Below are 25,633 nucleotides of genomic sequence, written 5' to 3' on the forward strand. Positions count from 1 at the left end.
TAACGCTTGCTTGAAATCGCCTGATCAAAAAACAACCACAACCCTGAAAGCCTTGCGCCACAAGGCCTGCGAGCACATACACCCACGTTATTCACAGCCAGCTCCACAGCAAACGGGGACAAGTCAAAACTGTGGAAAAACAGCCGTTTGCAGCGTCTATATGTCGCGCTTTGGCAGCTTGGGGAATTTGTTTTCCACAATTCTGAACTCGCGCAATTCCCCTGTAGGAGTGAGCCTGCTCGCGATAGCGGTAAATTGGCCAACATCTGAAGTGACTGACCCACCGCTATCGCGAGCAGGCTCACTCCTACAGGGGGTTGTGGCGAGCTTGGGGATAAAAAAGCCCCGGGACTTTTCGTCGCCGGGGCTGTGTATACAGCGGGAAAACTCAGTGCCCGCCCAGATAGGCGTTACGCACTTCCTCGTTCACCAACAGTTCCTGGCCGGTGCCGCTCAGGCGAATCTCGCCGTTGACCATCACGTACGCCCGATCCGACAACTTCAGCGCATGGTTGGCGTTCTGCTCGACCAGAAAGATCGTCATGCCGGTTTTCGCCAGCTCACGCAGTGTCGCAAAGATCTGCTTCACCACGATCGGTGCCAGCCCCAGGCTCGGCTCATCGAGCAGCAACAGCTTCGGCCGGCTCATCAACGCACGGGCGATGGCCAGCATTTGCTGCTCGCCACCGGACATGGTCATCGCCCGTTGCGTACGCCGTTCTTCGAGCCGTGGGAACAGCTCGAACATGCGCTGCATGTCCTCTTTGGCGTACTTGTCGCCAATCGGGATGGTGCCCATCAACAGGTTTTCCTCGACGGTCATGTCAGGGAACACCCGCCGTCCTTCCGGCGATTGCGCGATGCCGTTGGAAGCGATGTAGTGCGATGACTTGTGGGTAATGTCGACGCCTTGATAAAGGATCTGCCCGCCCGCCGCCCGTGGCTGGCCGAAGATCGACATCAGCAACGTCGATTTACCCGCGCCGTTGGAGCCGATCAGGCTGACGGTTTCGCCTTCGTTGATCTGCAGCGAAACGCCTTTGAGCGCCTGGATCGGGCCGTAGAACACATCGAGGTTTTTCAGTTCGAGGATCGCTTGGCTCATACCAGTTCCTCTTCGTCGGCGCCCAGATAGGCCGCAATCACTTTCGGGTCGTTGCGGATCGCTTCCGGTCCGCCCTCGGCGATGACGATGCCGTGGTCAAGAACCACGATGTGATCGGAAATGCTCATGACCATGCCCATGTCGTGTTCGATCAGCACCACGGTCAGATCGTGCTCGTCGCGCAGCAGCCGGATCATCGCGCTCAGCGCTTCGGTTTCCTGAGGGTTGAGGCCGGCGGCCGGTTCGTCGAGACAGATGATCTGCGGCCGTGTGCACATGGCCCGGGCGATTTCCAGGCGGCGCTGCTGGCCGTAGGACAGCTCACCGGCCAGACGGTTGGCACAGTCCACCAGATCGACCACTTCCAGCCAGTAGAACGCGCAATCCAGCGCGTCGCTTTCGGCCTTGCGGTAGCCCTTGGTGTTGAGGATGCCGGCGAGCATATTGCGGTTGACCCACATGTGCTGCGCCACCAGCAGGTTTTCCAGCACCGACATTTCCTTGAACAGGCGAATGTTCTGGAACGTGCGAGCCAGACCGGCGCGGTTGACCAGATGGGTGCCGCCGAACATTTTGTAATACAGCCGGCTGAAGAAGGATTTCGGCGAGACGAAGTCGGTCGGTTTGAACGACTCGCCCAGCAACTGGATGACGTTAGTCTGCTGGCCGCGCACATTCAGTTCGATCTTGCCGCCCGAGGCCTTGTAGAACCCGGTCAGGCAGTTGAACACCGTGGTCTTGCCGGCGCCGTTGGGGCCGATCAGGGCGAAGATCGAGTTGCGTTTGACCTTCAGGCTGACATCACTCAAGGCCTTGATGCCGCCGAAATGCATCATCAGTTTTTCAACAGAGAGTACGACTTCACTCATGGCGCAGTCCTCTCGTAGTGAATGGCACCTTTGCGTGGTTTGACCCCGGTGCGGCTGATGCGGATCAGCCCGCGTGGTCGCCAGATCATCATCAACACCATCAGAATGCCGAATAGCAGCACGCGGTATTCAGCGAAGCCGCGCAGCAGTTCCGGAGCGACGGTGAGCACGAACGCGGCGATGACCACGCCAATGGTCGAGCCCATGCCGCCGAGCACGACGATGGCGAGGATCAGCGCCGATTCGAAGAAGGTAAACGACGTTGGGTTGACGAAGCCTTGATAGGTGGCGAAAAACACCCCGGCCAGACCCGCCGTCGACGCACCGATGGTAAACGCCGAGAGTTTGACCAGTACGTGGTTGAGGCCCATCGAGCGACAGGCGATCTCGTCCTCACGCAGGGCTTCCCAGGCGCGGCCGACCGGCATTTTCACCAAGCGATGCTTGACGTATAGCACCGCCAGCACCACCAGGAACAACACCGCGTAGATGAAGTAATACTTCACGTCGGGGTTGTAGGCGATGCCGAAGAACTCGTGAAACGGCACCCCGCCATCCTTGGCGCGCTTGCCGAACTCCAGACCGAAAAAGGTCGGCAGTGGCGCCGGCATGCCGTTCGGTCCGCCCGTCAGCGACAGCCAGTTGTTGAGCACCAGACGAATGATTTCACCGAAGCCCAGGGTCACGATTGCCAGATAGTCACCGTGCAGGCGCAACACCGGGAAACCCAGAATGCAACCGGCCAGGCCCGCCGTGATCGCTGCCAATGGCAGCACTGTCCAGAAGCCCAGGCCCAGATACTGGTAACCCAGCGCCAGACCGTAGGCGCCGATGGCGTAAAACGCCACGTAACCCAGATCGAGCAGGCCGGCCAGACCGACCACAATGTTCAGCCCCAGCCCCAGCAGCACGTAGATCAAACCGAGGATGACCACGCCGAGCAGGTAGGAGTTGGAAACAAACGGCACGATGATCGCCAGCACAATCATCAGCGGGATGATCCAGCGCAGCCGCGATTTGTAATCAGCCGGCAGCACGTGAACGCCGGAACCGCTGCTCTCGAATCCGTCGAGGATCTTCAGGCCCTTGGGCGTTTGCAGGAACAGGCTGAGGGCAAAGCGACCGGCCATGACGATGGCTATGATCCACGCCACGCGGGTCGCTTCGAGATTGAAGCTGTAACCGTCAAGTACGACACCGACAATCGGCCCGAACACGATCAGCGCAATCAGGCCAGCCAGAATCGCCTCGACCAGACTTTTTTTGATATCGATGGATTTTTCAGTGGTTGCAGACATCGCTTACACCTTCGACACAAGAGGACGGCCCAACAGGCCCTGCGGCCGGAAGACCAGTACGAGGACGAGCAGCGAGAAGCTGAACACGTCTTTGTAGTCGGAGTTGACCAGACCGGAGAACAGCGACTCGGAGATGCCGAGGATGATCCCGCCGAGCATCGCGCCGGGCAGTGAACCGATACCACCGAGTACCGCCGCGGTGAACGCCTTGATGCCGATGATGAAGCCGGCATAGAAGTCGAACGTGCCGTAGTTCATGGTGATCAGCACACCCGCCAGTGCCGCCATGGCTGCACCGATGATGAACACGTAGGAAATCACCCGGTCGGTGTTTATCCCCAGGATCGAGGCCATCTTGCGGTCTTGCTGGGTCGCGCGGCACATGCGGCCGAGCTTGGTGTATTTGATGATGTAGGTCAGCAGTCCCATGCCGACGAACGCGGCGATCAGGATGAAGACTTTGGTGTAGGTCAGTTGCACGAAGCCGGTTCCGACTTCAACACGCCAGGCACCGGTCAGCAGCGTAGGCACGCCCTGTTGTTTGGCGCCCTGGGCGATCTGTGCGTAGTTCTGCAGGATCAGCGAAATACCGATGGCGCTGATCAGCGGCGCTAGCCGGGTGGAGTTGCGCAGGGGTTTGTAGGCGACTCGCTCGATGACCCAGCCATACACCGCCGTGACGACGATGGTGAAGATCAACGTGCCGAGCATCAGCAGCGGGAAGGATTCGATACCGAAGTACGCCAGCAGAGCCAGACTGATTGCCGCCAGGTAAGCGGAAATCATGTAAACCTCGCCATGGGCGAAGTTGATCATGCCGATGATGCCGTAGACCATTGTGTAGCCGATGGCGATCAGGCCATAGACCGACCCGAGGGTCAGGCCATTGACCAGTTGCTGCAGGAAAATACCATCCATAACGCAATCTCACGCAGTGAGAACCTGCGCACCGGGGCGCGCGGTTCTTCTAGGAAAAATACAGATGTACGTCGGAGCAATGTCGGAGTGTGATCATCAGCCGCCACCGTCCCCTGTAGGAGTGAGCCTGCTCGCGATTGCGGACTGACAGGCAACACAGGTGTTGAATGCTCAACCGCTGTCGCGAGCAGGCTCACTCCTACAAAGGAACCGTGGTGATCAGATGATCGCCTCAGCCCTTACTTCTGCTTTTCCAGCTGGTGGTATTTGCCATCCTTGTCCCACTGGTAAACCACGTAGTCGGAGACTTTCAGGTCGCCCTTGGCATCCCAGGTCTTCTCGCCCATCACGGTTTTCACCGGGTTGGCCTTGAGCCACTTGGCAGCCGCTTCGCCGTCGTTCTTCTTGGCACCGTTGAACGCTGCCGCCAGGGTTTGCACCGAAGCGTAGGCGTACAGGGTGTAGCCCTCAGGCTCGGTGCCGGCCTTGCGGAACGCGTCCACTACGGTTTTGCTGTCTGGCAGCAGGCGCGGGTCGGCGCCGAAGGTCATCAGCACGCCATCGGTGAATTGCGGGCCGCCCGCGGTGGTGACGAGTTCGTCGGTGACGATGCCGTCATCGGACATGAACTTGACGTCTTTGAGGCCTTGTTCACGCAGTTGACGAACCAGTGGACCGGCTTCCGGGTGCAGGCCACCGAAGTAGACGACATCGGCGCCAGCGCCACGGATCTTGGTGACGATGGTGCTGAAGTCTTTCTCGCCACGGGTCAGGCCTTCGTACAGCACCGGCTTGACGCCGCGTTTTTCCAGCTGTGCCTTGGTGGCGTCCGCCAGGCCTTGGCCGTAGGTGTCCTTGTCGTGCAGCACGACAACCTTTTTGCCTTTGAGCATGTCGACGATGTAGTCGCCGGCAACGATGCCCTGCTGGTCGTCACGCCCGCACATACGGAACATGGCGCTCAAGCCACGCTCGGTGACTTGCGGGTTGGTCGAGCCCGGGGTGATCGCGATGATCCCGGCTTCGTCGTAGATTTCCGACGCGGGAATGGTCGAGGAGGAGCAGAAGTGACCGACCACGCCGGCGACTTTCTGGTTGGTGAGGTCTTTGGCGACCGTCACCGCCTGCTTCGGTTCGCAGGCGTCATCGCCTTTGACCAGGACGATTTTTTCCCCGTTGACGCCACCTGCCGCGTTGACCGCGTCGGCCGCCGCCTGTGCACCCTTCATGTACTGCTCGCCAAATGCCGCGTTGGCACCGGTCATCGGACCCGCTACACCGATCTTGATATCAGCTTGAGCAAACGCGGAAACACCCAGCGCAGTAGCCACTGCGAGGGCCAGAAAGCCTTTCTTGTAAAACGTCTGGGACATGAGGTGGTGCTCCAAGGTTTTTTTTAGTTGGCACTGCGACTTCACTTCACTCAAAGCTCAGAGCAAGGCCCGTGCCATCGGTTTTTTATTCGGCAAAAAGTCGCTGTGTTGTTGTTATTTCGACTGTTTCGTTCCCATTTTCATTGGGCGTGCAACCGTCTAAACCGCGGAAGGTGAAACCATTTATTTTTTCAGGCGCAACCCGCACGCGCCATCATTGCAACCGCAGCGGCAAACGACGTGCAACCAGCCTGTAACAGCCCGCGTCACCGAACTGCACACTGCTGGTGCGAGACTGCTACAACCCGCACCATTACAGGCTAGTCGCTCGATGCAAAAGCGCTGCTCGCGGCAACAAATTTCAACACTCAAATGACAATGCGCAGGCACTGGCCCGCGTGATACAGCGAAAACCCGGCCTCGTACAGGCAACTGCGCAAGCCCACACCGGCCAGGGGCTGCATCGGTGCGAAGGGAATCGGCAGTGCCTGCGGATTGCCGTTGCACAGGTAATCGGCGAAAGCTTTGCCGACCACCGTGCCAGTGGTGACACCGCGACCGTTATAACCGGTGACGGCCACCAGCCCCGGCGCCGGTTCGAACAGACGCATCAGATGATCAGGGGTGAATGCGATGCGTCCGGTCCAGGTGCATTCCCACTCGACCGGCTTCAGATTGGGGAAGTAATGTTGCTGCACCCGATCGGCCCAGGCCTTGAGAAACCAGGTCGGTTTCTGGTTGCCATTGCCCAGACTGCCGAGTAACAGACGGCCGTCCTTGTCGCGACGAATGCTGCTCAGCACCTGACGGGTATCCCACGAGCCTTGCCCGCCCGGGAGAATCGCTTGCGCGGCGTCCTCGGTGAGCGGCACCGAGGCGACCTGATAGTAATAACCGGGGAAAAAATTGCGCTTGAGCTCGGTCCAGTCGCCTTCGGTGTAGGCATTGGAGGCGATGACCACTTGTTCGGCGAGCACCGAACCCTGCCCGGTCTGCACCGACCATTGCTGGCCGACGCGTTCGAGTCGAGTCACAGGAGAATGGTCGAACATCTGCCCGCCGAGACCGATGACCGCGTTCGCCAGGCCGGTTACATACGCCATCGGATTGAGCGTGCCGGCGCGGCGATCCAGCAGCGCGGCGGCGATCTTTTGCGTGCCGGTGGCTTGTTCGCAGGCCTTGCCGGTGAGTAATTCAACCGGCGCACCACGGCGTTTCCATTGCTGCTCGCGACTGCGCAAGTCGGCCTCGCCCTTGGCGTTGTGCGCCATGTGCAAGGTGCCTTCGCGGCGCAACTGGCAATCGATGCCGTACTTGTCCACAAGGTTGAACACCAGCGCCGGCGCCGCGCCGAGCATGCGGTTGAGCTGACTGCCGACCGCCTCGCCAAAACCGGCTTCGATCTCGTCCGGTGGAATCCACATGCCGGCATTGACCAGCCCGACGTTGCGCCCGGAGCCGCCGTTCCCTGCGCGATGAGCTTCCAGCACACAGACGTTTTTACCCTTTTCCAACAGATGCAGCGCCGCCGACAACCCGGTGAACCCGGCACCGATCACGCAGACATCGACCTTGACCTCGCCCCTGAGCGCCGAATGATCCGGCCGTTGTGGCGTGAGCTTTTCCCACAGACATTCTTCGCGTAACGGCATTGCCAGACTCCAACAGAAACCCAACAAACACACAAATCAATGTAGGAGTGAGCTGCTCGCGATGACGTCGGCACATTCAACATCAATGCTGACTGACAGATTGCTATCGCGAGCAGGCTCACTCCTACAGGGGATCTTCACTTGTCAATCGAAGGTGATGCCCTGCGCCAACGGCAATTCCAGCGAATAGTTGACGGTGTTGGTCTGCCGGCGCATGTACGCGCGCCAGGCATCGGAGCCGGATTCGCGACCGCCGCCAGTCTCTTTCTCGCCACCAAACGCGCCGCCAATTTCGGCGCCGCTCGGGCCAATGTTGACGTTGGCAATCCCACAGTCGCTGCCGACCGCCGACATGAACTGCTCGGCCTCGCGCACGTCGGTGGTGAAGATGCACGATGACAGGCCTTGCGGCACAGCATTGTTCAGGCGCAGTGCTTCTTCAAAATCGCTGTAGCCGACCACGTAAAGAATCGGCGCGAACGTTTCACTGCAGACCACGTCGCTCTGCTCGGGCATTTCGACGATGGCCGGCGAAACGTAATAGGCGTTGGGAAACTGCTCTTGCAGTTGACGCTTGCCGCCGAACACACGCCCGCCTTCGCTCAGTGCCTGCTCCAGCGCATCCTGCATGTTTTCGAAGCTGTGCTTGTCGATCAGCGGGCCGACCAGATTGCCTTCCAGCGGATGGCCGATGCGCACTTTCGAATACGCCGCCTTGAGGCGCGTAACGATTTCTTCCTTGACCGATTCGTGAGCGATCAGTCGACGCAAGGTTGTGCAGCGTTGCCCGGCGGTGCCGACAGCGCTGAACAGAATCGCGCGCACGGCCATGTCCAGATCGGCACTCGGGGCGAGGATCATCGCGTTATTGCCGCCCAGTTCGAGAATGCTGCGGGCGAAGCGCGCGGCGATTTTCGGCGCCACTTCGCGGCCCATGCGGGTGCTGCCCGTGGCGCTGATCAGGGCGACACGCGGATCATCGACCAGTGCTTCGCCGGCATCGCGACCGCCAATCACCACTTGGCAAAGGCTCGCCGGGGCATCGCTGAAATTTTTCACCACGCGGTCGAACAGCGCCTGACAGGCCAGCGCGGTCAGCGGGGTTTTCTCCGAGGGCTTCCACACCACCGGGTTGCCGCAGACCAGCGCCAGCGTGGTGTTCCACGCCCACACCGCGACCGGAAAGTTAAACGCGCTGATCACCCCGACCACGCCGAGCGGATGCCAGGTCTCACGCATGTGGTGGCCCGGTCGCTCGGAGGCGATGGTCAGACCGTACAACTGGCGCGACAGGCCGACGGCGAAGTCGCAGATGTCGATCATCTCCTGCACTTCACCCAGACCTTCCTGGGTGATCTTGCCGGCTTCCCAGGAGACCAGCTCGCCCAGATCGTTCTTGTATTCGCGCAGCACTTCACCGAATTGACGCACCAGCTCGCCGCGACGCGGTGCCGGTACCTTGCGCCACTGCTCGAATGCATGATCGGCGCGACTGATGTGCTGCTCGACTTCGGCGGCGCCTTCCCAGTTCACCGAGGCGATACAGCTGCCGTCGACAGGCGAATGCACCGGCACTTTGCCGTTCTGGTACAGGGCCGGGTTTACCCCCAGACGATCAAGCAATGCGGCAACCATGGGTCTCTCCTTACGCAAAAACAGTAGGTGTGCGGCCATTCTTTCCATGGCCGGGCAGGCCTTTAGTTGTAGCGTCACCGGGGCGATGCAACAAACGACCTTTACGCCAGATATCATTCCGTTTATTCATGCTGCGTGTAGAAAGACAATAAAAAGGACTGGCCATGCTGAACAAACGCCACTTGCCCTCAATCACTGCGTTGCAGTGCTTCGAAGCGGTGACCCGGCACCTGAGTTTCACCCGCGCCGCCGAAGAGCTGAACCTGACCCAGAGTGCGGTGAGCAAACAGGTCGCTCAGCTTGAAGAATTGTTGCAGCACTTGCTGTTCCGCCGCGTGCGTCGCCGCTTGCAAATGACGCCGGCCGGGGATTTGTACTTGGTGGAAGTCAGGAAAATCCTTTCTCAGGTGGAAATGTCGACCCATTACCTGCGTTCCTACGGCGGCGAGACCGAAGTCCTGCGCGTCTCCACGCCATCGACCTTCGGCGCGCGCTGGCTGGTGCCGCGCCTGAAAGGCTGGCGCCTGCGCCACCCGTCGATTCATCTGGATTTGTGCAACGAGCAGGAAGCGGATGATCTGTTACAGGGGCGCAGCGATCTGGCGTTCTATTTCGGCCAGGCATCGCGACCGGGCACGGAATGCCTGAAACTGTTCGGAGAAGAACTGGTGCCGGTCTGCGCACCCGGTAGCCTGCCCGACACGCCTTTCACCGACCCGACGCAACTCACCGATCTGGTGCTGCTGCAAAATGCCTCGCGCCCCCAGGCCTGGCACGACTGGTTCGACAGTCAGGGCTACCACACCGAACACAGCTACCACGGGCCGCGTTTCGAGACCTTTTATATGTGCATTCGGGCCGCACAAGTCGGCTGTGGTGTGGCGCTGCTGCCACGGTTTCTGGTGGAGGAGGAATTGGCCGAGGGCAAACTGGTCATACCCTGGCAACACGCCATGCCCAGCAGCGACGCCTATTACCTGGCCTACCCGGAACACGCGGCGGAAGTGCCGAAGGTGCGCGACTTCGTCAAATGGATGCTGGAGCAAATCGATAGCCCGGCTTGAAACCGACCTGGCCCTTTTTGTGGGAGCGGGCTTGCTCGCGAAAGCGGTGTATCAGTCGATGCAAGAGTGGCTGGTTTACCGCATTCGCGAGCAAGCCCGCTCCCACAGTGGATCTGCGGTGTTCTGAAAAAATGCTGGCAATCCCCACCGCTGATATGCGCCACTAGCGCCATCGATATAGACCGCGCAAGGCGCGGCGCAACTGGAGACCCGTTTATGAGCGAGAGTGTGTTTGCCGATCGCATCGTGCAGAACCTGCTCGACACCGACTTCTACAAGCTGACGATGATGCAGGCGGTGCTGCACAACTACCCCAACGTCGAAGTCGAATGGGAGTTTCGCTGCCGCAACGCCGAGGACCTGCGCCCGTATCTGGCCGAGATCCGCTTCCAGATCGAGCGGCTGGCCGAACTGAGCCTGAGCGCCGATCAGTTGAGTTTTCTCGAGCGCATCACTTTCCTGAAACCGGATTTCCTGCGTTTTCTCGGTCTGTTCCGCTTCAACCTGCGCTACCTGCACACCGGGATCGAGAACGGCGAGCTGTTCATCCGTCTGCGCGGTCCGTGGCTGCATGTGATTCTCTACGAAGTGCCGCTGCTGGCCATCGTCAGCGAAGTGCGCAACCGCTATCGCTACCGCGACACGTCTCTGGAGCAGGCACGCGAACAGCTTTATCGCAAGTTCGACTGGCTGACCGCTAACGCCTCGGCCGATGAACTGTCGCAACTGCAAGTTGCCGATTTCGGCACGCGTCGGCGCTTTTCCTTTGGTGTGCAGGCGGAAGTGGTCAACGTGCTCAAGCACGACTTCCCGGGGCGTTTTGTCGGCACCAGCAACGTGCACCTGTCCCGCGAGCTGGACATGAAACCGCTGGGCACCATGGCTCACGAGTGGATCATGGCCCATCAGCAACTCGGCCCGCGGCTGATCGACAGCCAGATTGCCGCCCTCGATTGCTGGGTCCGCGAATACCGTGGGCTACTGGGCATCGCCCTCACCGACTGCATCACCACCGATGCCTTCCTCGGCGATTTCGATTTGTTCTTCGCCAAGCTCTTCGACGGCCTGCGCCATGACTCCGGGGACCCGGTGGCCTGGGGCGAGAAGTGCATCGCGCACTATCACAAGCTCGGCATCGACCCGATGAGCAAGACCCTGGTGTTCTCCGACAGTCTGACGTTGCCAAAATCCCTGGAGATTTTCCGCGCGTTGCACGGTCGCATCAATGTGAGCTTCGGCATCGGTACCAACCTGACCTGCGACATTCCGGGTGTCGAACCGATGAGCATCGTGCTTAAAATGACCGCCTGCAACGGCCAGCCGGTGGCGAAGATCTCCGACGAGCCAGGCAAGACCCACTGCAAAGATCCGAATTTCGTCGCCTATTTGCGACACGTGTTCCAGGTTCCTGCCGAATCCAGTCTATCTAGCAAGGAGTGAATTCATGCAAGCCGTACAGCGTGAGATTGCTGAGCAGCTCAAGGTGCAAGCGCCATTCGCCGACGACCAGGCCCTACAGGCCGAAGTGGCCCGGCGCATCACCTTCATCCAGGATTGCCTGGTCAATTCCGGACTCAAGGCCTTGGTGCTGGGCATCAGCGGCGGCGTCGATTCGCTGACCGCAGGCCTTTTGGCCCAGCGCGCAATGCGTGAGCTGCGCGAGAAAACCGGCGACGACCGCTACAAATTCATCGCCGTGCGCCTGCCGTATGAAACCCAGTTCGATGAGCACGACGCCAAGGCTTCGCTCGATTGCATCGGCCCTGACGAGATCCACACAGTCAATATCGGCCCGGCGGTCAAAGCGCTGGCTGCTCAGGTGGCCGCTTTCGAAGGCAAACCGGCGGCGTCGGTGGATTTTGTGCTCGGCAATACCAAGGCGCGGATGCGCATGGTTGCGCAGTACACGATTGCCGGCGCGGCTGGCGGCTTGGTGATTGGCACTGACCATGCGGCGGAAGCGGTGATGGGCTTCTTCACCAAGTTCGGCGACGGCGCCTGTGACCTCGCCCCGCTCAGCGGCCTGGTAAAAAATCAGGTTCGCGCGATTGCCCGCAGCTTCGGTGCGCCGGAGTCGTTGGTCGAGAAAGTGCCGACTGCCGACCTTGAAGATCTGTCGCCGGGCAAACCGGACGAAGCGGCGCATGGCGTGACGTATGCAGAGATTGATGCGTTTCTGCACGGTGAAACGGTGCGTGACGAGGCGGCGAAGATCATTGTCGATACGTACAACAAGACCCATCACAAGCGGGTCATGCCGTTTGCTCCTTGAGGAGGTAAATAACGGCAAAAGCTGCCGCAGGCGGCGATCCGGCTTTCGAGTATGAAAGTCGAATTATCGCTGTCTGCGACAGCTTCGGCCGCGGTACGCGGAGATTTTCGATCAGCGCTCCTGCCGTGCTTCAGGATTTTCGGGGGCTTTGACCGTAATCGTGATCGGTGCAGATTCGCTCCCGAAACGTGCCACTGCCTTGAACACGCATACACCGGGCTCCAGCAACGAAGCTGTTGCTTGCCAGCTACTATCCAAGTCAACGTAAAATGGCATCACAGTTGTCTCACCATTGCGTAACGTTCCTACGAAATGTCCCGCAGCCTTACCCGTGAACGAAAGAGTCGTCACCGTAGTCTCGTCGCCATCCTGCAGATCTTTGCCGTCTCCGCCGATTTCCTGAATTCGCGTGATTTCAGGCTGTTTCGCTTCGCCGACATAGAACTCTATGCGCTGCCCCGGAACGCCCGTCGGTGACTTGGCAGCCAATATATGTCTTGTGTCACTTGAGAAAGCGAGCTCGCCTTCCCAGTTACCATTGAGCACGTCAATGGTCTTGATCACTCCACCTATATCCATCACCTCTACCTTGCTTGAGCTAGCTGTACCGGTAATCGTAAGCTCGGTGTCCGTCGTAACCGTCAGGTGAAATACCCTTCCAGATTCGCCTGTCAGAGCAGTAATAGAAACCCTATCTCCAGGCGCCTCGCTGATAATCACGGTGTAGACCTCAGACTCTTGGCCGTCATCCGCTTGGGCTTTGAGCGCATAGGTCTGGCCATCTGCTAGCTCGAGCTCGCCGCTCCAGCTGCCATCCATCACCATATACGTGTCAATCGGTTCCAAGTCGTCATCTGTCAGCAACGTGATATAGCCGTCCTCTGCCGATCCCATAATCTTCAGCTTGGTGTCTGCGGTAGTTCCCTTGTCCGGTACCAGCGTCCCTTCGGAATCTTCAATCCGGATAATCTTGACTTCGCCTCCGGGCGTTTTGCTGACAATCACGGTGTAGGTGCCAGACTCTTCGCCACCCTCCGCCTGGGCTTTCAGCACGTACGTTTTGCCAGCTGTGAGATCGAACTCGCCGCCCCACGTGCCATCCGCCGCCGTAAACGTGGCAACCGGCTCCGTGCTGGCACCCTCCAGCAGCTTGATCTCGCCGTCCTCTGCCGAACCGCTGATCTTCAGTTTGGTGTCTGCGGTAGTTCCACCGTCTGCTATGTCGGTCCCTGCCGAATCCTTCAGTGAAGTAATCTTGACCTCGTTTTCGGACACCTTCCCGACTGTAACGGTGTAGATGTCGGAGTCCTTCCTGTCATCCGCCCTTGCTTTGAGTGAGTAGACTTGCCCAGATGTCAGATTGAGATTGCCGCCCCAACTGCGGTCACGCTCCACCTCAAATGTAGCGATCGGTTCAACGACAGCACCATTGAGGATCTTTATCTGCCCTTCCTTCGCGAAGCCTTTGATCTGCAGATCCGTCTCTTCAGTCTGGCCTCCGTTTTCTACCGGCCCGCTGGAATCTTCCAGCGTTTGGATGAAGGGTTTCGTTACAACCGAAGTCAACGCAAAGGGATCGGAGGGCTCATCCTCCTCATGGGCCAGCCGATACTCGTGCAGTCCTTCAGGAAGGTTATCTACCAGAAAAAATCCGTCGCCAGCCGCGTTTGTCTGGCTGTTATGTTTGGCGACACCATCGATAAGGAGCTGCAGGATAGCGTTCCCCGGCCCGGTGATGGTGAAGTTGGCTCTTGGGTAAAAAATCACGCTGCCATCGAAAACTTCCTTCCCACCCGCAATCACCTTAGTGATTTTCAGATCCGCAAAGGTCGACTTCCTGCTGTTGCCATCCATGTGGTGAATCCTCTTTGTAATCGCCAAGAACGAGGATTCATCTAACCGCGCCCTTGAAAGAGCGGTCTACTGTTAGAAATAACAGGTATGGGCGCCATTTAGACGAACGGTAAAGATTCGTACACACCACGCCAGACGCAAAAACGCCGCTGGCGGTCATCGCGCAGCGGCGTGTCTAGTGTAAGCGCTGGCCCCAAAATTACTTCAGGGTGACAGTGCCTTTCATCATCGAAATGTGGCCCGGGAACGAGCAGAAGAAACCGTATTTTTCAGCGGCATTCAGCTTCGACACATCGAAGGTCACCGAATCGGTTTCCTTCGCGCCAATGATCTTGGTATGCGCAATGACGCGCGCGTCTCCATCCTTCAGGTAGTTCTTGTCGATACCGGCTGCCAGGCCGTCGGTAGCGATCGGCTGCATGTCAGCTTCTTTGCTGATCACCAGGTTATGGCCCATGACGTTCTTCGGCAGGCTGCCGGAGTGGGTCAGTTCGACGGTGAAGGTCTTGCAGCTCTTGTCGATCACGATTTCCTTGGTGTTGAAGGACATCTGATCGGTGGAGTCAACGGTGGTTTTGCACTCGGCAGCCATCAATTGGCTGCTGGCCAGCGCCAGCAGGGATACCGCAACAACTTTGGAAAACATGGTGAATCTCCAAGGCAGGGTTAACAAAACACGAGTGGTGGAAAGACTGCCTGAAATCTTCGCAAGTTCCTATGACTTGTGTCAAAAATTGTATACAACTTTCAGGCTATGACACTCATCGACACAATCTAACGGCCAGATGACCGGGCCAGCCTTATGATCGGCCCATCCATTGAGACGGAGTGCCTGTCATGTTTTTTAACGGTCTGTTATGCAGCTTGCTCGCCGCTTACGCCTGTGGCGCCAGCGGCAGCTTTGAATCGCCCGAACGCGAAGTTTAGCCCTTGGATCGAAGCTCGCCAGCCATTACCCTGTGACGGATTGACCCAGGAGTAAGGCATGTCTTTGAAGTCCGTGTGTGTATTTTGCGGTGCCAACGCCGGTAGCATTCCGGCCTACACCGAAGCCGCCGTCACCCTTGGCCGGGCGCTGGCCGAACGTCATTTGACGCTGGTTTACGGCGGTGGCGCCGTGGGTTTGATGGGCGTTGTCGCTGACGCCGCACTGGCCGCCGGCGGCGAAGTGATCGGCATCATCCCGCAGAGCCTGATGGACAAGGAAATCGGCCACAAAAGCCTGACGCGTCTGGAAGTGGTCGATGGCATGCACGCGCGCAAGGCGCGGATGGCCGAACTCAGCGATGCGTTTATCGCCCTGCCCGGCGGTCTCGGCACCCTGGAAGAGCTGTTCGAAGTCTGGACCTGGGGTCAGCTTGGCTACCATGGCAAGCCGCTGGGTCTGCTGGAGGTGAACGGTTTCTACAGCAAACTCACGGCTTTTCTCGACCATATCGTCGGCGAAGGCTTCGTTCGTGCGCCACACCGTGACATGCTGCAAGTGAGCGAATCGCCAGATACCCTGCTTGATGCGCTCGATCAGTGGCAGCCGACCGTCACGCCCAAGTGGGTCGATCAAAAACCCGGTTAACCCCCGGACGCCGATACAGGGCAGAATATGCGCCGCTCAACCTCACCTTCGACCTAGAGGATCGCCCATGGCCAAACCCAATTACTCCTTCGCCAAACGTCAACGAGACCTGGCAAAGGAACAGAAGAAAGAGGAAAAGCTTCAGCGCAAGAAACAAACCGCTGAAGAAGCGGCACTGAACCCCGACGGTGAAGTGGCGACGGATGATGATGTTGATGCACCCGATGCACCGAAAGAGCAGGCGCCCGACGCCTGAGCCCCACCGGGTTTGATGATCGAATCAGACCCTGCGGATTTGTGACAGGGCTGGCGGTTTCAACTGCCGGCCCTCACAGCCCTCCCCCAAAACACCCCATTTCCCTTGTAGGAGTGAGCCTGCTCGCGATAGCGGTGTGTCAGTTGAAACATTCGCTGCTGACACACCGCTATCGCGAGCAGGCTCACTCCTACAGTTTGATCTGCGTTATTCCTGAGGCATCACCGTAACCCGCACTTCCGGATCGTGATTACCCCCACCGAGAATCACCCCGCGCAACGGCGACACATCAGAAAAATCCCTCCCCCACGCCAACGTGATGTGCTCCAGCGCTGGCCGCACATTGTTGGTCGGATCAAAATCCACCCACCCGAGCACCGGACAAAACACCGAAACCCAGGCATGGGACGCATCGGCGCCGATCAGGCGTGGCTGCCCCGGTGGTGGCTGGGTCAGCAGGTAGCCGCTGATATAACGCGCCGCCAGCCCGCGCGAGCGCACGCAAGCCAGCATCAAGTGCGCGAAGTCCTGACACACACCACGCCGACGCTCCAGCACTTCCACCAGCGGCGTCGCCACCTGGGTGGCTTCGGCATCGAAGGTGAATTCGCTGAAAATCTTCTGCATCAAGTCCTGCACACCCAGCAGCAGCGGACGTCCAGCCGGGAAACAGCTTTGTGAAAACTCGACGAAGCTGCGCTTCAAGTGCACATAGGGCGACTGGAACCGGTAGCGACAGGCTTCAAGCAAGTCGGCAGATAACGGCTGGCTACTGTAGGTGAGCGCATCACGGGTCTGCTCCCACACCGGCGATTGATTGAAATCCAGCACAGGACGCGCCAGCACCTCAACGGTGAGCCGCGCGTTGACCTGCAACTGATCATGCGGTCGTTCGAACGCCAGCCGGGTCAGCGGATTGCCAAACACGTCCAGCTCATCACGCCGCACCGTCGGCTCCGGACTGATCAGCAGTTGCTGTTCGGTGCAGCGCTGCCAGTCGCACTCACGTGGCCACAGATGCGCCAGTTGCTGCGCGAGAGAAACCGGGCTGTCGTAGTGATAGCTGGTGTCGTGAAAGATCTGGTAACGGGCGCTCATCAGACGGACACCGTACGCTGGCTGACATCATCGACATGGGCGAAATGGCGCAGGGCCAACCGATCCGAGACTTGTCCGCTGGCCTCGGCAATGTCTTGCAGCAGATCCGCCAGGCCGTCGAGCGCGGCACGCACGCTGGACTTGCCGAACAACGGGTTTTCCAGGCAACCCAGCTCAAACCGCGACAGGCGTTCGACCAGCTGCGGCAATCCGGTTTCGCGGGGAGCGCCGAAATCGTCGTTCAAGCGTTTCAACGTGCGGGTGACCAGTTTCAACTGAAACAACACCGCGTGCGGGTTCTGATCATCCAGCAGCAACAGATCGAGGACCGGAATCAATTGCGCCACCGCCAGATATCGCGAGCGGTAGGTGATGCTGCTGTTACCCAGTTCGAGCAGCCATTCCAGCCCCGCTTGATCGAACGCACCCGCGCCGCGCAGAAACGCGGCCAGACTGGCGCTGAGAAACTGCAGGCGCTCGATGCGCCGGCCAATCATCAGAAAGCGCCAGCCTTCGTCGCGGGTCATGTCATCCAGCGCAAACCCCGACAGCGCCGCCAGCGACATCACCAGACGGTTGAGGAAATCCAGCAGTTCGCCAAAATCCGGCTGGTCGGTGTCCAGCTCCATGGCTTCACGCTGCAATTCAACCAGCGCTTGCCAGTTCTCCCGGGAGAGCTTGCCGCGCACCTGCGAGGCAGCCCACTGCAAGCGTTGCAGGTTGGCGCGCAGGCTGAACGACCAGTCCTCGCCCAGCAGCGCCGCGAGCAGGCGTTCCGGCAGCTCACCCTCGTCCGGCAGCAACGCCAGCCGTTCGCCAAGATCGACCGCCGCCTGCAACGCCTGCGGATCATCGCCATCGACGTAGCGCGCCAGCATGATGCGCAGCAGCCGCGCGCTGTCATCGCAGCGTTCACAATAACGGCCGAACCAGAACAGGTTTTCCACCACCCGCGAGGGCAGGTAAGGATCGCGCCGCACCAGATCGTGCACACCAATATTGCGTTGCGCCTTCCATTGCTCGCCGCTCGGTGCACGGTCGCTCAGCACCCAGGTGTCCTTGCTCGCCCCGCCGCGCTGCATCGACACCACTTCGGCATCGGCGTCGGCCGCCACGCGGGTCAGCCCGCCGGGCAGCACACGGTAGCCGTCGTGACTGGCCACGGCGTACATGCGCATGCCGATTGCCCGGGGTTGCACATGGCCTTCTTCAGCTTGCCAGACCGGCGCCTGCGAGAGCTGCGCCAGTTCCTGGGCGACATAGGCATAGGGCCGCGCCTGCATGCGCTCCGCCAGTGCGTGGCGCTGTGTTTCATTAACGTCCCGGCCAAAAACCGGAGCGAAGCTTTGCGAAGGGAACGCGGGTTTGATCAACAGCTCCGGGAGTTTTTCCAGTGCCTGCGCCAGCACCGGCGCTTCACCGCACCACCAGGTCGCGATGGACGGCAGGATCAGTTCCTCGCCGAACAGGTACTGATTGATCTTCGGTAGAAACCCCAGCAGCCCCGGCGATTCCAGGACTCCGCTGCCCAGCGCGTTGGCGACCAGCACCCGCCCCTGACGCACCGCCTCGAGCAGACCGGGGACGCCCAGCGCCGAATCGGTACGCAGTTCCAGCGGATCGCAGAAATCGTCGTCGAGGCGGCGCATGATCGCGTGCACCCGGCGCAGACCGCTGAGGGTTTTCAGGTACACCGTGGCATTGCGCACGGTCAGATCACCGCCTTCGACCAGTGGATAACCAAGCTGGCGGGCGAGGTACAGATGCTCGAAGTAGCTTTCGTTGAAACGCCCCGGCGTCAGCAGGACCACCAGCGGCGTGTCGTCCTCGCCGGGCGCCTGTCGCGCCAGGGTTTCCTGCAACGTGCGGAAGAACCCGGCCAGGTGCTGAACCTTCAGATCGCGGTACAGCTCGGGAAAGGCACGTGAAACGATGGTGCGGTTTTCCAGCGCATAACCCGCGCCGGACGGCGCCTGGGTGCGATCGGCGGTGACCCACCAGCGGCCGTCCGGCGTGCGCGCCAGATCCACGGCGTACAGGTGCAGGAAGGCCGACTCCGGCGGCGCAATGCCCTGACAGGGCCAGAGAAAATTGTTGTGGCCGAACACCAGCTCTGCCGGCAGCAGGCCTTCACTGATCAGCCGTTGCGGGCCGTACAGATCCGCCAGCACGGCATTGAGCAGCCGTGCCCGTTGCGCGATGCCGGCCGCCAGGTGCTGCCATTCATCGGCAGCGATTACATGGGGCAACAGATCCAGCTCCCACGGTCGATCAGCCCCTTTCGGATCGGCATAGACGTTGTAAGTGACGCCGTTTTCCTGAATCTGCCGCGTCAGCAAGGCCTGCCGCTGCACCAGTTGCGCGGGACTGCTGCGCTGTAACTGATCGAACAGCCGCTGCCAATGCGGACGCACCGCGCCGCTGCCGTCGAGCAGTTCGTGATAAGTACCCGCGCTCAGCGGGTAGCGGTCTAGCAGGTCAGGCATGGAAAGCTCGGCAGACAGCAGGGAACGGTCAGACTAACGCAGGCACATGACGCGCGGATAGATGAAAAATCTGCATGAAATGTACGACTCAGAAACGGCGCAGATCGATTGTCATCGGCAACTCGTCACTGATTTCCACTTTCGGTATCGGAAGTTTCCCTGGCGTGTGGCCGAGACGGAAAAACCGCGCCATGCGCCGACTCTCTGCTTCATTGGCATTGACTGGCAACGTCTCGTAATTGCGCCCACCGGGGTGGGCGACATGATATTGGCAACCGCCCAGCGAACGGCCCATCCAGGTGTCGAGCAGGTCGAACACCAGCGGTGCGTGCACCGGGATGGTCGGGTGCAGGCAGTTGGCCGGCTGCCAGGCGCGATAACGCACCCCGGCGACGAACTCGCCGACACGGCCGGTCGGGTGCAACGGTACCGCGACACCATTACAGGTCAGCAGATACCGCTGCGGCGTCAGGCCGTTGAGTTTGACCTGCAAACGCTCCAGCGACGAATCGACATAGCGCACCGTGCCGCCCGCCGTACCCTCCTCGCCCAGCACGTGCCAAGGTTCAAGAGCTTGCCGCAACTCCAGCTCGATGCCATTGACGGCGTAATCGCCAACCTTGGGAAAACGGAATTCCAGATGCGCGGCGAACCACTCCGCGCGCAACGGATAACCGGCGTTGTTGAGGTCGACAATGACGTCGGCGAAATCCTGCTCGATAAAGTGCGGCAGCAGGAAGCGATCGTGCAGCTCGGTGCCCCAGCGCGCCAGTTTCGGCGGTGCGTAAGGCTCGCGCCAGAAGCGTGCGACCAAGGCGCGCAGCAACAACTGCTGGGCCAGACTCATGCGCGCATGCGGCGGCATTTCAAAGGCACGCAGTTCCAGCAAGCCGAGACGCCCGGTGGCGCCGTCTGGCGAATAAAGCTTATCGATGCAGAATTCGGCACGATGAGTATTGCCGGTGACGTCGATCAGCAAATGGCGCAACAACCGATCCACCAGCCATGGCGCGCACTCCTCGCCCGGTCCGGGCATTTGTGCGAAAGCGATTTCCAGCTCGTACAAAGCATCATTACGCGCCTCATCGACCCGTGGCGCCTGGGACGTCGGGCCGATAAACAGTCCGGAAAACAGGTACGACAACGAGGGATGGTTGTGCCAGTAACTGATCAGACTGCGCAACAGATCGGGCCGACGCAAAAACGGCGAATCCGCCGGCGTCGCGCCGCCCAGAACGAAGTGATTGCCGCCACCGGTGCCGGTGTGGCGTCCGTCGATCATGAATTTCTCGGTGGTCAGGCGGGTTTGTCGCGCTTGTTCATAGAGGAATTCAGTGCGCTCGACCAACTCGTCCCAAGTCGCCGACGGCTGCACATTGACCTCGATCACGCCAGGGTCCGGAGTGATGCGGAAATTGTTCAGACGTGGATCGCTCGGCGGCTCGTAGCCCTCCAACAGCACCGGGCAGCGCAGCTCCGCAGCGGTGGCTTCGATGGCTGCGACCAGTTCCAGATAATCCTCGACCCGTTCCAGCGGCGGCATGAACAGATAGAGCCGTCCCTCGCGGGCCTCGGCACAGAATGCGGTGCGGGTCAGCCAGTCGGCGGACTCATGGATTTTCGGCACGCGCTCATCCACCGCAGCAGATTCGCCGTGAACACCAAGCTGCGCGGGATCCGGCAGTTCAGCAAAGTCCTGATTCGGATCGTTGGGATGGATGAACGGATATTGCGCCGCTTTCACCCACGGCTGCGACGCCAGCGGCAGGCGGTAGCCCAGCGGCGAATCGCCGGGCACCAGACGGCAATGCTCATCGCGCAGATACCAGCGTCCGCTTTGCCATTGATCGCCCTTGGCAGTACGCGCCAGCGGCAACACCTGACCGATCACCTTGTTCAGGCCCTGACTGAAGACTTTGCGCAGCCGGGCGCGCTCCAGCGGCTCCTCCAGACGCGAATCTTCGGCACTGACGTTGCCGGGCAAGGTGCCTTCGCGCCAGAGGTAATAGAAATTGTCCTCGTAGGCCGGGAAGACAAAACGTGCGGGTAATTTCAGGCGCTCGGCGACGCTCGCCAGAAAGCGTCCGGCCAAAGCGCCATCGGCACCATAATCCTTCTGCTCGTCAGCGAGCAGCGCAGCGTTTTGCCAGATTGGCACGCCATCGCGGCGCCAGTAACAATTGAGCGACCAGCGCGGCAATTGCTCACCGGGATACCACTTGCCCTGACCGAAATGCACCAGGCCCTCAGGCGCGTAGTGACTGCGCAGACGCTGGAACAATTCGGCCGATAGCCGGCGCTTGTCCGGCCCTAGCGCGGCGGTGTTCCACTCGGCGCCGTCGGGATCGTCGATGGACACAAAGGTCGGCTCGCCGCCCATGGTCAGGCGCACATCGTCTTCGAGCAGATCGGCGTCGATCTGCTTGCCCAATGCCTGGATCGCCAGCCATTGCTCATCGGTGTAGGGCCTGGTGACGCGAGGCGCCTCCCAGATTCGCTCCACTGACATGTCGTGGCTGAACTGACACTCACACGGTTCGACCAGACCACTGATCGGCGCCGCCGAGGACGGATCGGGACTGCAGGCCAACGGAATATGTCCTTCGCCGGCGAACAGGCCGGAGGTGGCGTCAAGGCCGATCCAGCCCGCACCCGGCAGGTACACCTCGCACCAGGCGTGCAGGTCGGTGAAATCGACGTCGGTGCCGGACGGGCCGTCGAGGCTCTTCACATCGGCGGTCAGTTGGATCAGGTAGCCGGAGACAAACCGTGCGGCCAGCCCCAGATTGCGCAACAGCTGCACCAATAGCCACGCGGAGTCGCGGCAAGAGCCAGAGGCCTGTTCGAGGGTGTGCTCCGGGGTTTGTACACCCGGCTCCATGCGAATCAGATAACCGATGTCTTCGCTCAGGCGTTGATTGAGCGCGACCAGAAAATCCACTGCCGGCAGCGGCGTGCGGTCGATACCGTCCAGGTAGGCCTTGAACGCCGGCGTCAGCGGCAGGGTTTCGAGGTACGGCGCCAGTTCCTTGCGCTCGTCGGTGGCATACGTAAAAGGAATGTTCTCGGCGTAGGGTTCGAGGAAGAAGTCGAAGGGGTTGAACACCGCCATCTCGGCCAGCAGGTCGACTTCAATGCGCAGCTCACTGGTTTTCTCGGGGAATACCAGACGCGCGAGGTAGTTGCCCTGAGGGTCCTGCTGCCAGTTGATGAAGTGCTGCTCGGGCGAGACTTTCAGCGCATAGGACAGAATCCGCGTGCGGCTGTGAGCAGCCGGGCGCAGGCGTACGATCTGCGGGCCGAGTTCGACAGCGCGGTCGTAGCGGTAATGCGTGACGTGGTGCAATGCGACATGAATCGACACGGCGTGCCTCCTGCGAGCCTGGGCGTATGGGAAAGCGCGCAAGACTTATGCCATGCACAGGTCCGGGCGATTTCGCGAAATGCTCAAGGCAGTACAGCACCAAAACCGGGCGATGCGGGGAAATGCTTTGGTGAGTTTGCTTCTATTTGTGGCAGGCATGGAATGCAGCCTGCCTGTGCAGGCCTCTTCGCGAGCAGGCTCGCTCCCACATTTGCAATGCAGCCCCCTGTGGGGCGAGCCTGCTCGCGAAGAGGCCAGTGGCTTCGATACTCTTTTTCTTCTCGCTCCCACGCTCTGCGCGGGAGTGCAACCCGTGACGCTCTGCGTCACAGCATCGCTCGAACTGACACCGGGTGAAGGCTGGAACGCGGAGCGTCCCTAGAGGTATTCCCACGCAGAGCGTGGGAACGATCAGCAAAACACCAACCCGAAGGTTGGCGTTCTGTTTAGCGTGGCACTACCGGCTTGCGGGTCGGCTTCGGCCCTTTGCCCTTCGCGGCGTCCTTGCGCTCCTTGGCCGCCTGCTGATTGCGGGCGAACGCGGCGGCCTTGGCCTGTTCACGCTTGTCCCAGGGATTGCCGCCATCACTGGCACGCGGCGGCAGGCCGGTGTGCTGGGTGAGGATCTTGGTGGTTTTCTCTTTCGCGACCTTGTGGCTGCCGGCCGGGGTCGAGTTCTTGCGACGGGCGCTCTGGTAGCTGTCAGTCGCCGGCTGATGCGCCGGGATCAACTGATCCTTGCCCGAACCGATCAGATCGGCGCGGCCCATGCGCACCAGCGCTTCACGCAGCATCGGCCAGCCTTTCGGGTCGTGATACCGCAAGAACGCCTTGTGCAGACGACGCTGCTCTTCGCTCTTGACGATGGTCACGCCGTCGCTTTTGTAAGTCACCTTGCGCAGCGGGTTCTTGCCCGAGTGGTACATCGCGGTAGCGGTGGCCATCGGCGAGGGATAGAACGCCTGCACCTGATCGGCACGGAAGCCGTTGCCCTTGAGCCACAGGGCCAGGTTCATCATGTCTTCGTCGGTGGTGCCCGGGTGGGCGGCGATGAAGTACGGAATCAGGTACTGCTCCTTGCCCGCTTCCTTGGTGTACTTCTCGAACATGCGCTTGAACTTGTCATAGCTGCCGATGCCCGGTTTCATCATCTGGTTGAGCGGACCTTCCTCGGTGTGTTCCGGGGCGATCTTCAGGTAACCGCCGACGTGGTGGGTCACCAGCTCCTTGACGTATTCCGGCGACTCGACCGCGAGGTCGTAACGCAGGCCGGAAGCAATGAGGATTTTCTTCACGCCTGGCAATGCACGGGCACTGCGATACAGCTGAATCAGCGACGAGTGGTCGGTGTTCAGGTTCGGACAGATCCCCGGGAACACGCAGGACGGCTTGCGGCACGCGGATTCGATTTCCGGGCTCTTGCAGGCGATGCGATACATGTTCGCGGTCGGGCCGCCGAGATCGGAAATCACACCGGTGAAACCCGGGACCTTGTCGCGGATCTCTTCGATTTCGCGAATGATCGACTCTTCGGAACGGTTCTGGATGATCCGGCCTTCGTGCTCGGTGATCGAGCAGAAAGTGCAGCCGCCGAAGCAGCCGCGCATGATGTTCACCGAGAAACGGATCATGTCGTACGCCGGAATCTTCTCCTTGCCGTACGCCGGGTGCGGCACACGGGCATAAGGCATGCCGAACACGTAGTCCATTTCTTCGGTGGTCATCGGAATGGGCGGCGGGTTGAACCAGACGTCGATCTCGCCATGCTTCTGCACCAGCGCGCGGGCGTTGCCGGGGTTGGTTTCCAGGTGCAACACGCGGTTGGCGTGGGCGTAAAGAACCGGGTCGTTGCGCACTTTTTCCATCGACGGCAGGCGGATCACCGTCTTGTCGCGAGTCATGCGCGGGCTGGCCAGAATCTGCACGACCTTGGCTTCCTGCGGATCCTCGACCGGACCCTTTTCCTGCTCGATGGCGCAGGCCTGAGTGTCCTGAGTATTCACGTACGGGTTGATGATCTTGTCGACCTTGCCCGGACGGTCGATGCGCGTGGAGTCGACTTCGTACCAGCCCTGCGGCGTGTCACGACGGATGAACGCGGTGCCGCGCACATCGGTGATGTCTTCGATCTTGTGTCCCCACGACAGACGCTGGGCCACTTCGACAATGGCGCGCTCGGCGTTGCCGTACAGCAGGATGTCGGCGCTGGCATCGATCAGGATCGAGTTACGCACCCGGTCCTGCCAATAGTCATAGTGCGCGATGCGGCGCAGCGACGCTTCGATGCCGCCGAGCACGATCGGCACGTGCTTGTACGCCTCTTTGCAACGCTGGCTGTAGACCAGGCTCGCGCGATCCGGACGCTTGCCGGCCATGCCACCCGGCGTGTAGGCGTCGTCGGAGCGGATTTTTTTGTCGGCGGTGTAGCGGTTGATCATCGAGTCCATGTTGCCGGCCGCGACGCCGAAGAACAGGTTCGGCTCGCCGAGCTTCATGAAATCGTCTTTGGACTGCCAGTTGGGCTGGGCAATGATCCCGACGCGGAAGCCTTGCGACTCCAGCAGCCGGCCGATAATTGCCATGCCGAACGACGGATGATCGACGTAGGCATCTCCGGTAACAATGATGATGTCACACGAATCCCAGCCAAGCTGATCCATCTCCTCCCTGCTCATCGGCAGGAATGGCGCTGGCCCGAAACATTCGGCCCAATATTTTGGATAGTCAAATAACGGCTTGGCTGCTTGCATGTCGACGACCGGTGTTGAAGTGAAAAATCGCGGGCGCGGAATATAGCACAAATTTTGACCAATTCC

18 protein-coding genes are annotated in these 25,633 nt (G+C 60.2%); 5 read left to right on the forward strand and 13 right to left on the reverse strand.

The features are described from left to right. Nucleotides 1–388: 388 nt before the first annotated feature. The 7 genes from HU755_RS11250 to HU755_RS11280 form a co-directional block, all read right to left on the reverse strand. Nucleotides 389–1,105, reverse strand: a complete 717-nt coding sequence (locus tag HU755_RS11250; protein WP_186621662.1) for an ABC transporter ATP-binding protein — start codon at nt 1,103–1,105, stop codon at nt 389–391. Further along, on the reverse strand, nt 1,102–1,974 hold the full coding sequence (locus tag HU755_RS11255) for an ATP-binding cassette domain-containing protein (protein WP_186632511.1): 873 nt from the start codon (nt 1,972–1,974) through the stop codon (nt 1,102–1,104). The genes HU755_RS11250 and HU755_RS11255 overlap by 4 nt, the downstream gene beginning before the upstream one ends. Next, on the reverse strand, nt 1,971–3,272 hold the full coding sequence (gene livM, locus HU755_RS11260) for a high-affinity branched-chain amino acid ABC transporter permease LivM (protein WP_186632514.1): 1,302 nt from the start codon (nt 3,270–3,272) through the stop codon (nt 1,971–1,973). Before livM ends, HU755_RS11255 begins: the two co-directional genes overlap by 4 nt. Before the next feature lie 3 nt (nt 3,273–3,275). Next, a complete protein-coding gene (locus HU755_RS11265) occupies nt 3,276–4,190 on the reverse strand; it encodes a branched-chain amino acid ABC transporter permease (protein ID WP_041480712.1) in 915 nt (304 codons plus the stop codon). Between the two features lie 239 nt (nt 4,191–4,429). Further along, the gene (locus HU755_RS11270) at nt 4,430–5,563 is read right to left on the reverse strand and encodes an ABC transporter substrate-binding protein (protein ID WP_186547601.1); all 1,134 of its coding nucleotides are present in this window, start codon (nt 5,561–5,563) and stop codon (nt 4,430–4,432) included. A gap of 368 nt (nt 5,564–5,931) precedes the next feature. Next, entirely contained in the window at nt 5,932–7,215 is a 1,284-nt protein-coding gene (locus tag HU755_RS11275; RefSeq protein ID WP_186632518.1) for an FAD-binding oxidoreductase, read from the reverse strand. A 144-nt stretch (nt 7,216–7,359) separates the two neighbouring features. After that, the gene (locus HU755_RS11280) at nt 7,360–8,850 is read right to left on the reverse strand and encodes an aldehyde dehydrogenase family protein (RefSeq protein WP_186632521.1); all 1,491 of its coding nucleotides are present in this window, start codon (nt 8,848–8,850) and stop codon (nt 7,360–7,362) included. A 164-nt stretch (nt 8,851–9,014) separates the two neighbouring features. On the opposite strand from HU755_RS11280, the gene HU755_RS11285 reads away from it, so the two are divergent. From HU755_RS11285 to nadE, 3 genes are all read left to right on the forward strand, one after another. After that, nucleotides 9,015–9,914, forward strand: coding sequence for a LysR family transcriptional regulator (locus HU755_RS11285; protein ID WP_186632524.1), 900 nt, complete (start codon nt 9,015–9,017; stop codon nt 9,912–9,914). A 216-nt stretch (nt 9,915–10,130) separates the two neighbouring features. After that, nucleotides 10,131–11,354 (forward strand): nicotinate phosphoribosyltransferase, encoded by a 1,224-nt coding sequence (gene pncB / locus HU755_RS11290; RefSeq protein WP_186621668.1) that lies wholly within the window; start codon nt 10,131–10,133, stop codon nt 11,352–11,354. A 4-nt stretch (nt 11,355–11,358) separates the two neighbouring features. After that, entirely contained in the window at nt 11,359–12,186 is an 828-nt protein-coding gene (gene nadE / locus HU755_RS11295; RefSeq protein ID WP_186632527.1) for an ammonia-dependent NAD(+) synthetase, read from the forward strand. A 111-nt stretch (nt 12,187–12,297) separates the two neighbouring features. Here the strand turns inward: nadE and HU755_RS11300 are convergent, their stop codons facing one another. Together HU755_RS11300 and azu are read right to left on the reverse strand one after the other, a co-directional pair. After that, a complete protein-coding gene (locus HU755_RS11300; RefSeq protein WP_186632530.1) occupies nt 12,298–14,040 on the reverse strand; it encodes a hypothetical protein in 1,743 nt (580 codons plus the stop codon). 199 nt (nt 14,041–14,239) lie between these two features. Then, nucleotides 14,240–14,686: an azurin gene (gene azu, locus HU755_RS11305; RefSeq protein ID WP_186621671.1), complete on the reverse strand. Its 447-nt coding sequence runs from the start codon at nt 14,684–14,686 to the stop codon at nt 14,240–14,242. Nucleotides 14,687–15,025: 339 nt separating this feature from the next. On the opposite strand from azu, the gene HU755_RS11310 reads away from it, so the two are divergent. Together HU755_RS11310 and HU755_RS11315 are read left to right on the forward strand one after the other, a co-directional pair. Beyond that, complete coding sequence (locus tag HU755_RS11310; protein ID WP_186632533.1) at nt 15,026–15,613, forward strand: TIGR00730 family Rossman fold protein; 588 nt, start codon at nt 15,026–15,028, stop codon at nt 15,611–15,613. 67 nt (nt 15,614–15,680) lie between these two features. Beyond that, nucleotides 15,681–15,869 (forward strand): hypothetical protein, encoded by a 189-nt coding sequence (locus HU755_RS11315; RefSeq protein WP_186547618.1) that lies wholly within the window; start codon nt 15,681–15,683, stop codon nt 15,867–15,869. A 207-nt stretch (nt 15,870–16,076) separates the two neighbouring features. Here HU755_RS11315 and HU755_RS11320 read toward each other — a convergent pair whose 3' ends face one another. The 4 genes from HU755_RS11320 to HU755_RS11335 all read right to left on the reverse strand — a co-directional run bounded on the left by HU755_RS11320 (nt 16,077) and on the right by HU755_RS11335 (nt 25,567). Next, entirely contained in the window at nt 16,077–16,967 is an 891-nt protein-coding gene (locus HU755_RS11320; RefSeq protein ID WP_186632536.1) for a transglutaminase family protein, read from the reverse strand. Continuing rightward, complete coding sequence (locus HU755_RS11325) at nt 16,967–19,453, reverse strand: circularly permuted type 2 ATP-grasp protein (RefSeq protein ID WP_186632539.1); 2,487 nt, start codon at nt 19,451–19,453, stop codon at nt 16,967–16,969. Before HU755_RS11325 ends, HU755_RS11320 begins: the two co-directional genes overlap by 1 nt. 88 nt (nt 19,454–19,541) lie before the next feature. Then, nucleotides 19,542–22,817, reverse strand: coding sequence for a transglutaminase family protein (locus HU755_RS11330; protein ID WP_186632542.1), 3,276 nt, complete (start codon nt 22,815–22,817; stop codon nt 19,542–19,544). Nucleotides 22,818–23,263: 446 nt separating this feature from the next. Further along, nucleotides 23,264–25,567: a YgiQ family radical SAM protein gene (locus HU755_RS11335; protein WP_186632545.1), complete on the reverse strand. Its 2,304-nt coding sequence runs from the start codon at nt 25,565–25,567 to the stop codon at nt 23,264–23,266. Nucleotides 25,568–25,633: the final 66 nt, after the last annotated feature.

It is taken from the genome of Pseudomonas sp. SWRI111 (assembly GCF_014268555.1).
Taxonomy (GTDB): Bacteria; Pseudomonadota; Gammaproteobacteria; order Pseudomonadales; family Pseudomonadaceae; genus Aquipseudomonas; species Aquipseudomonas hamedanensis.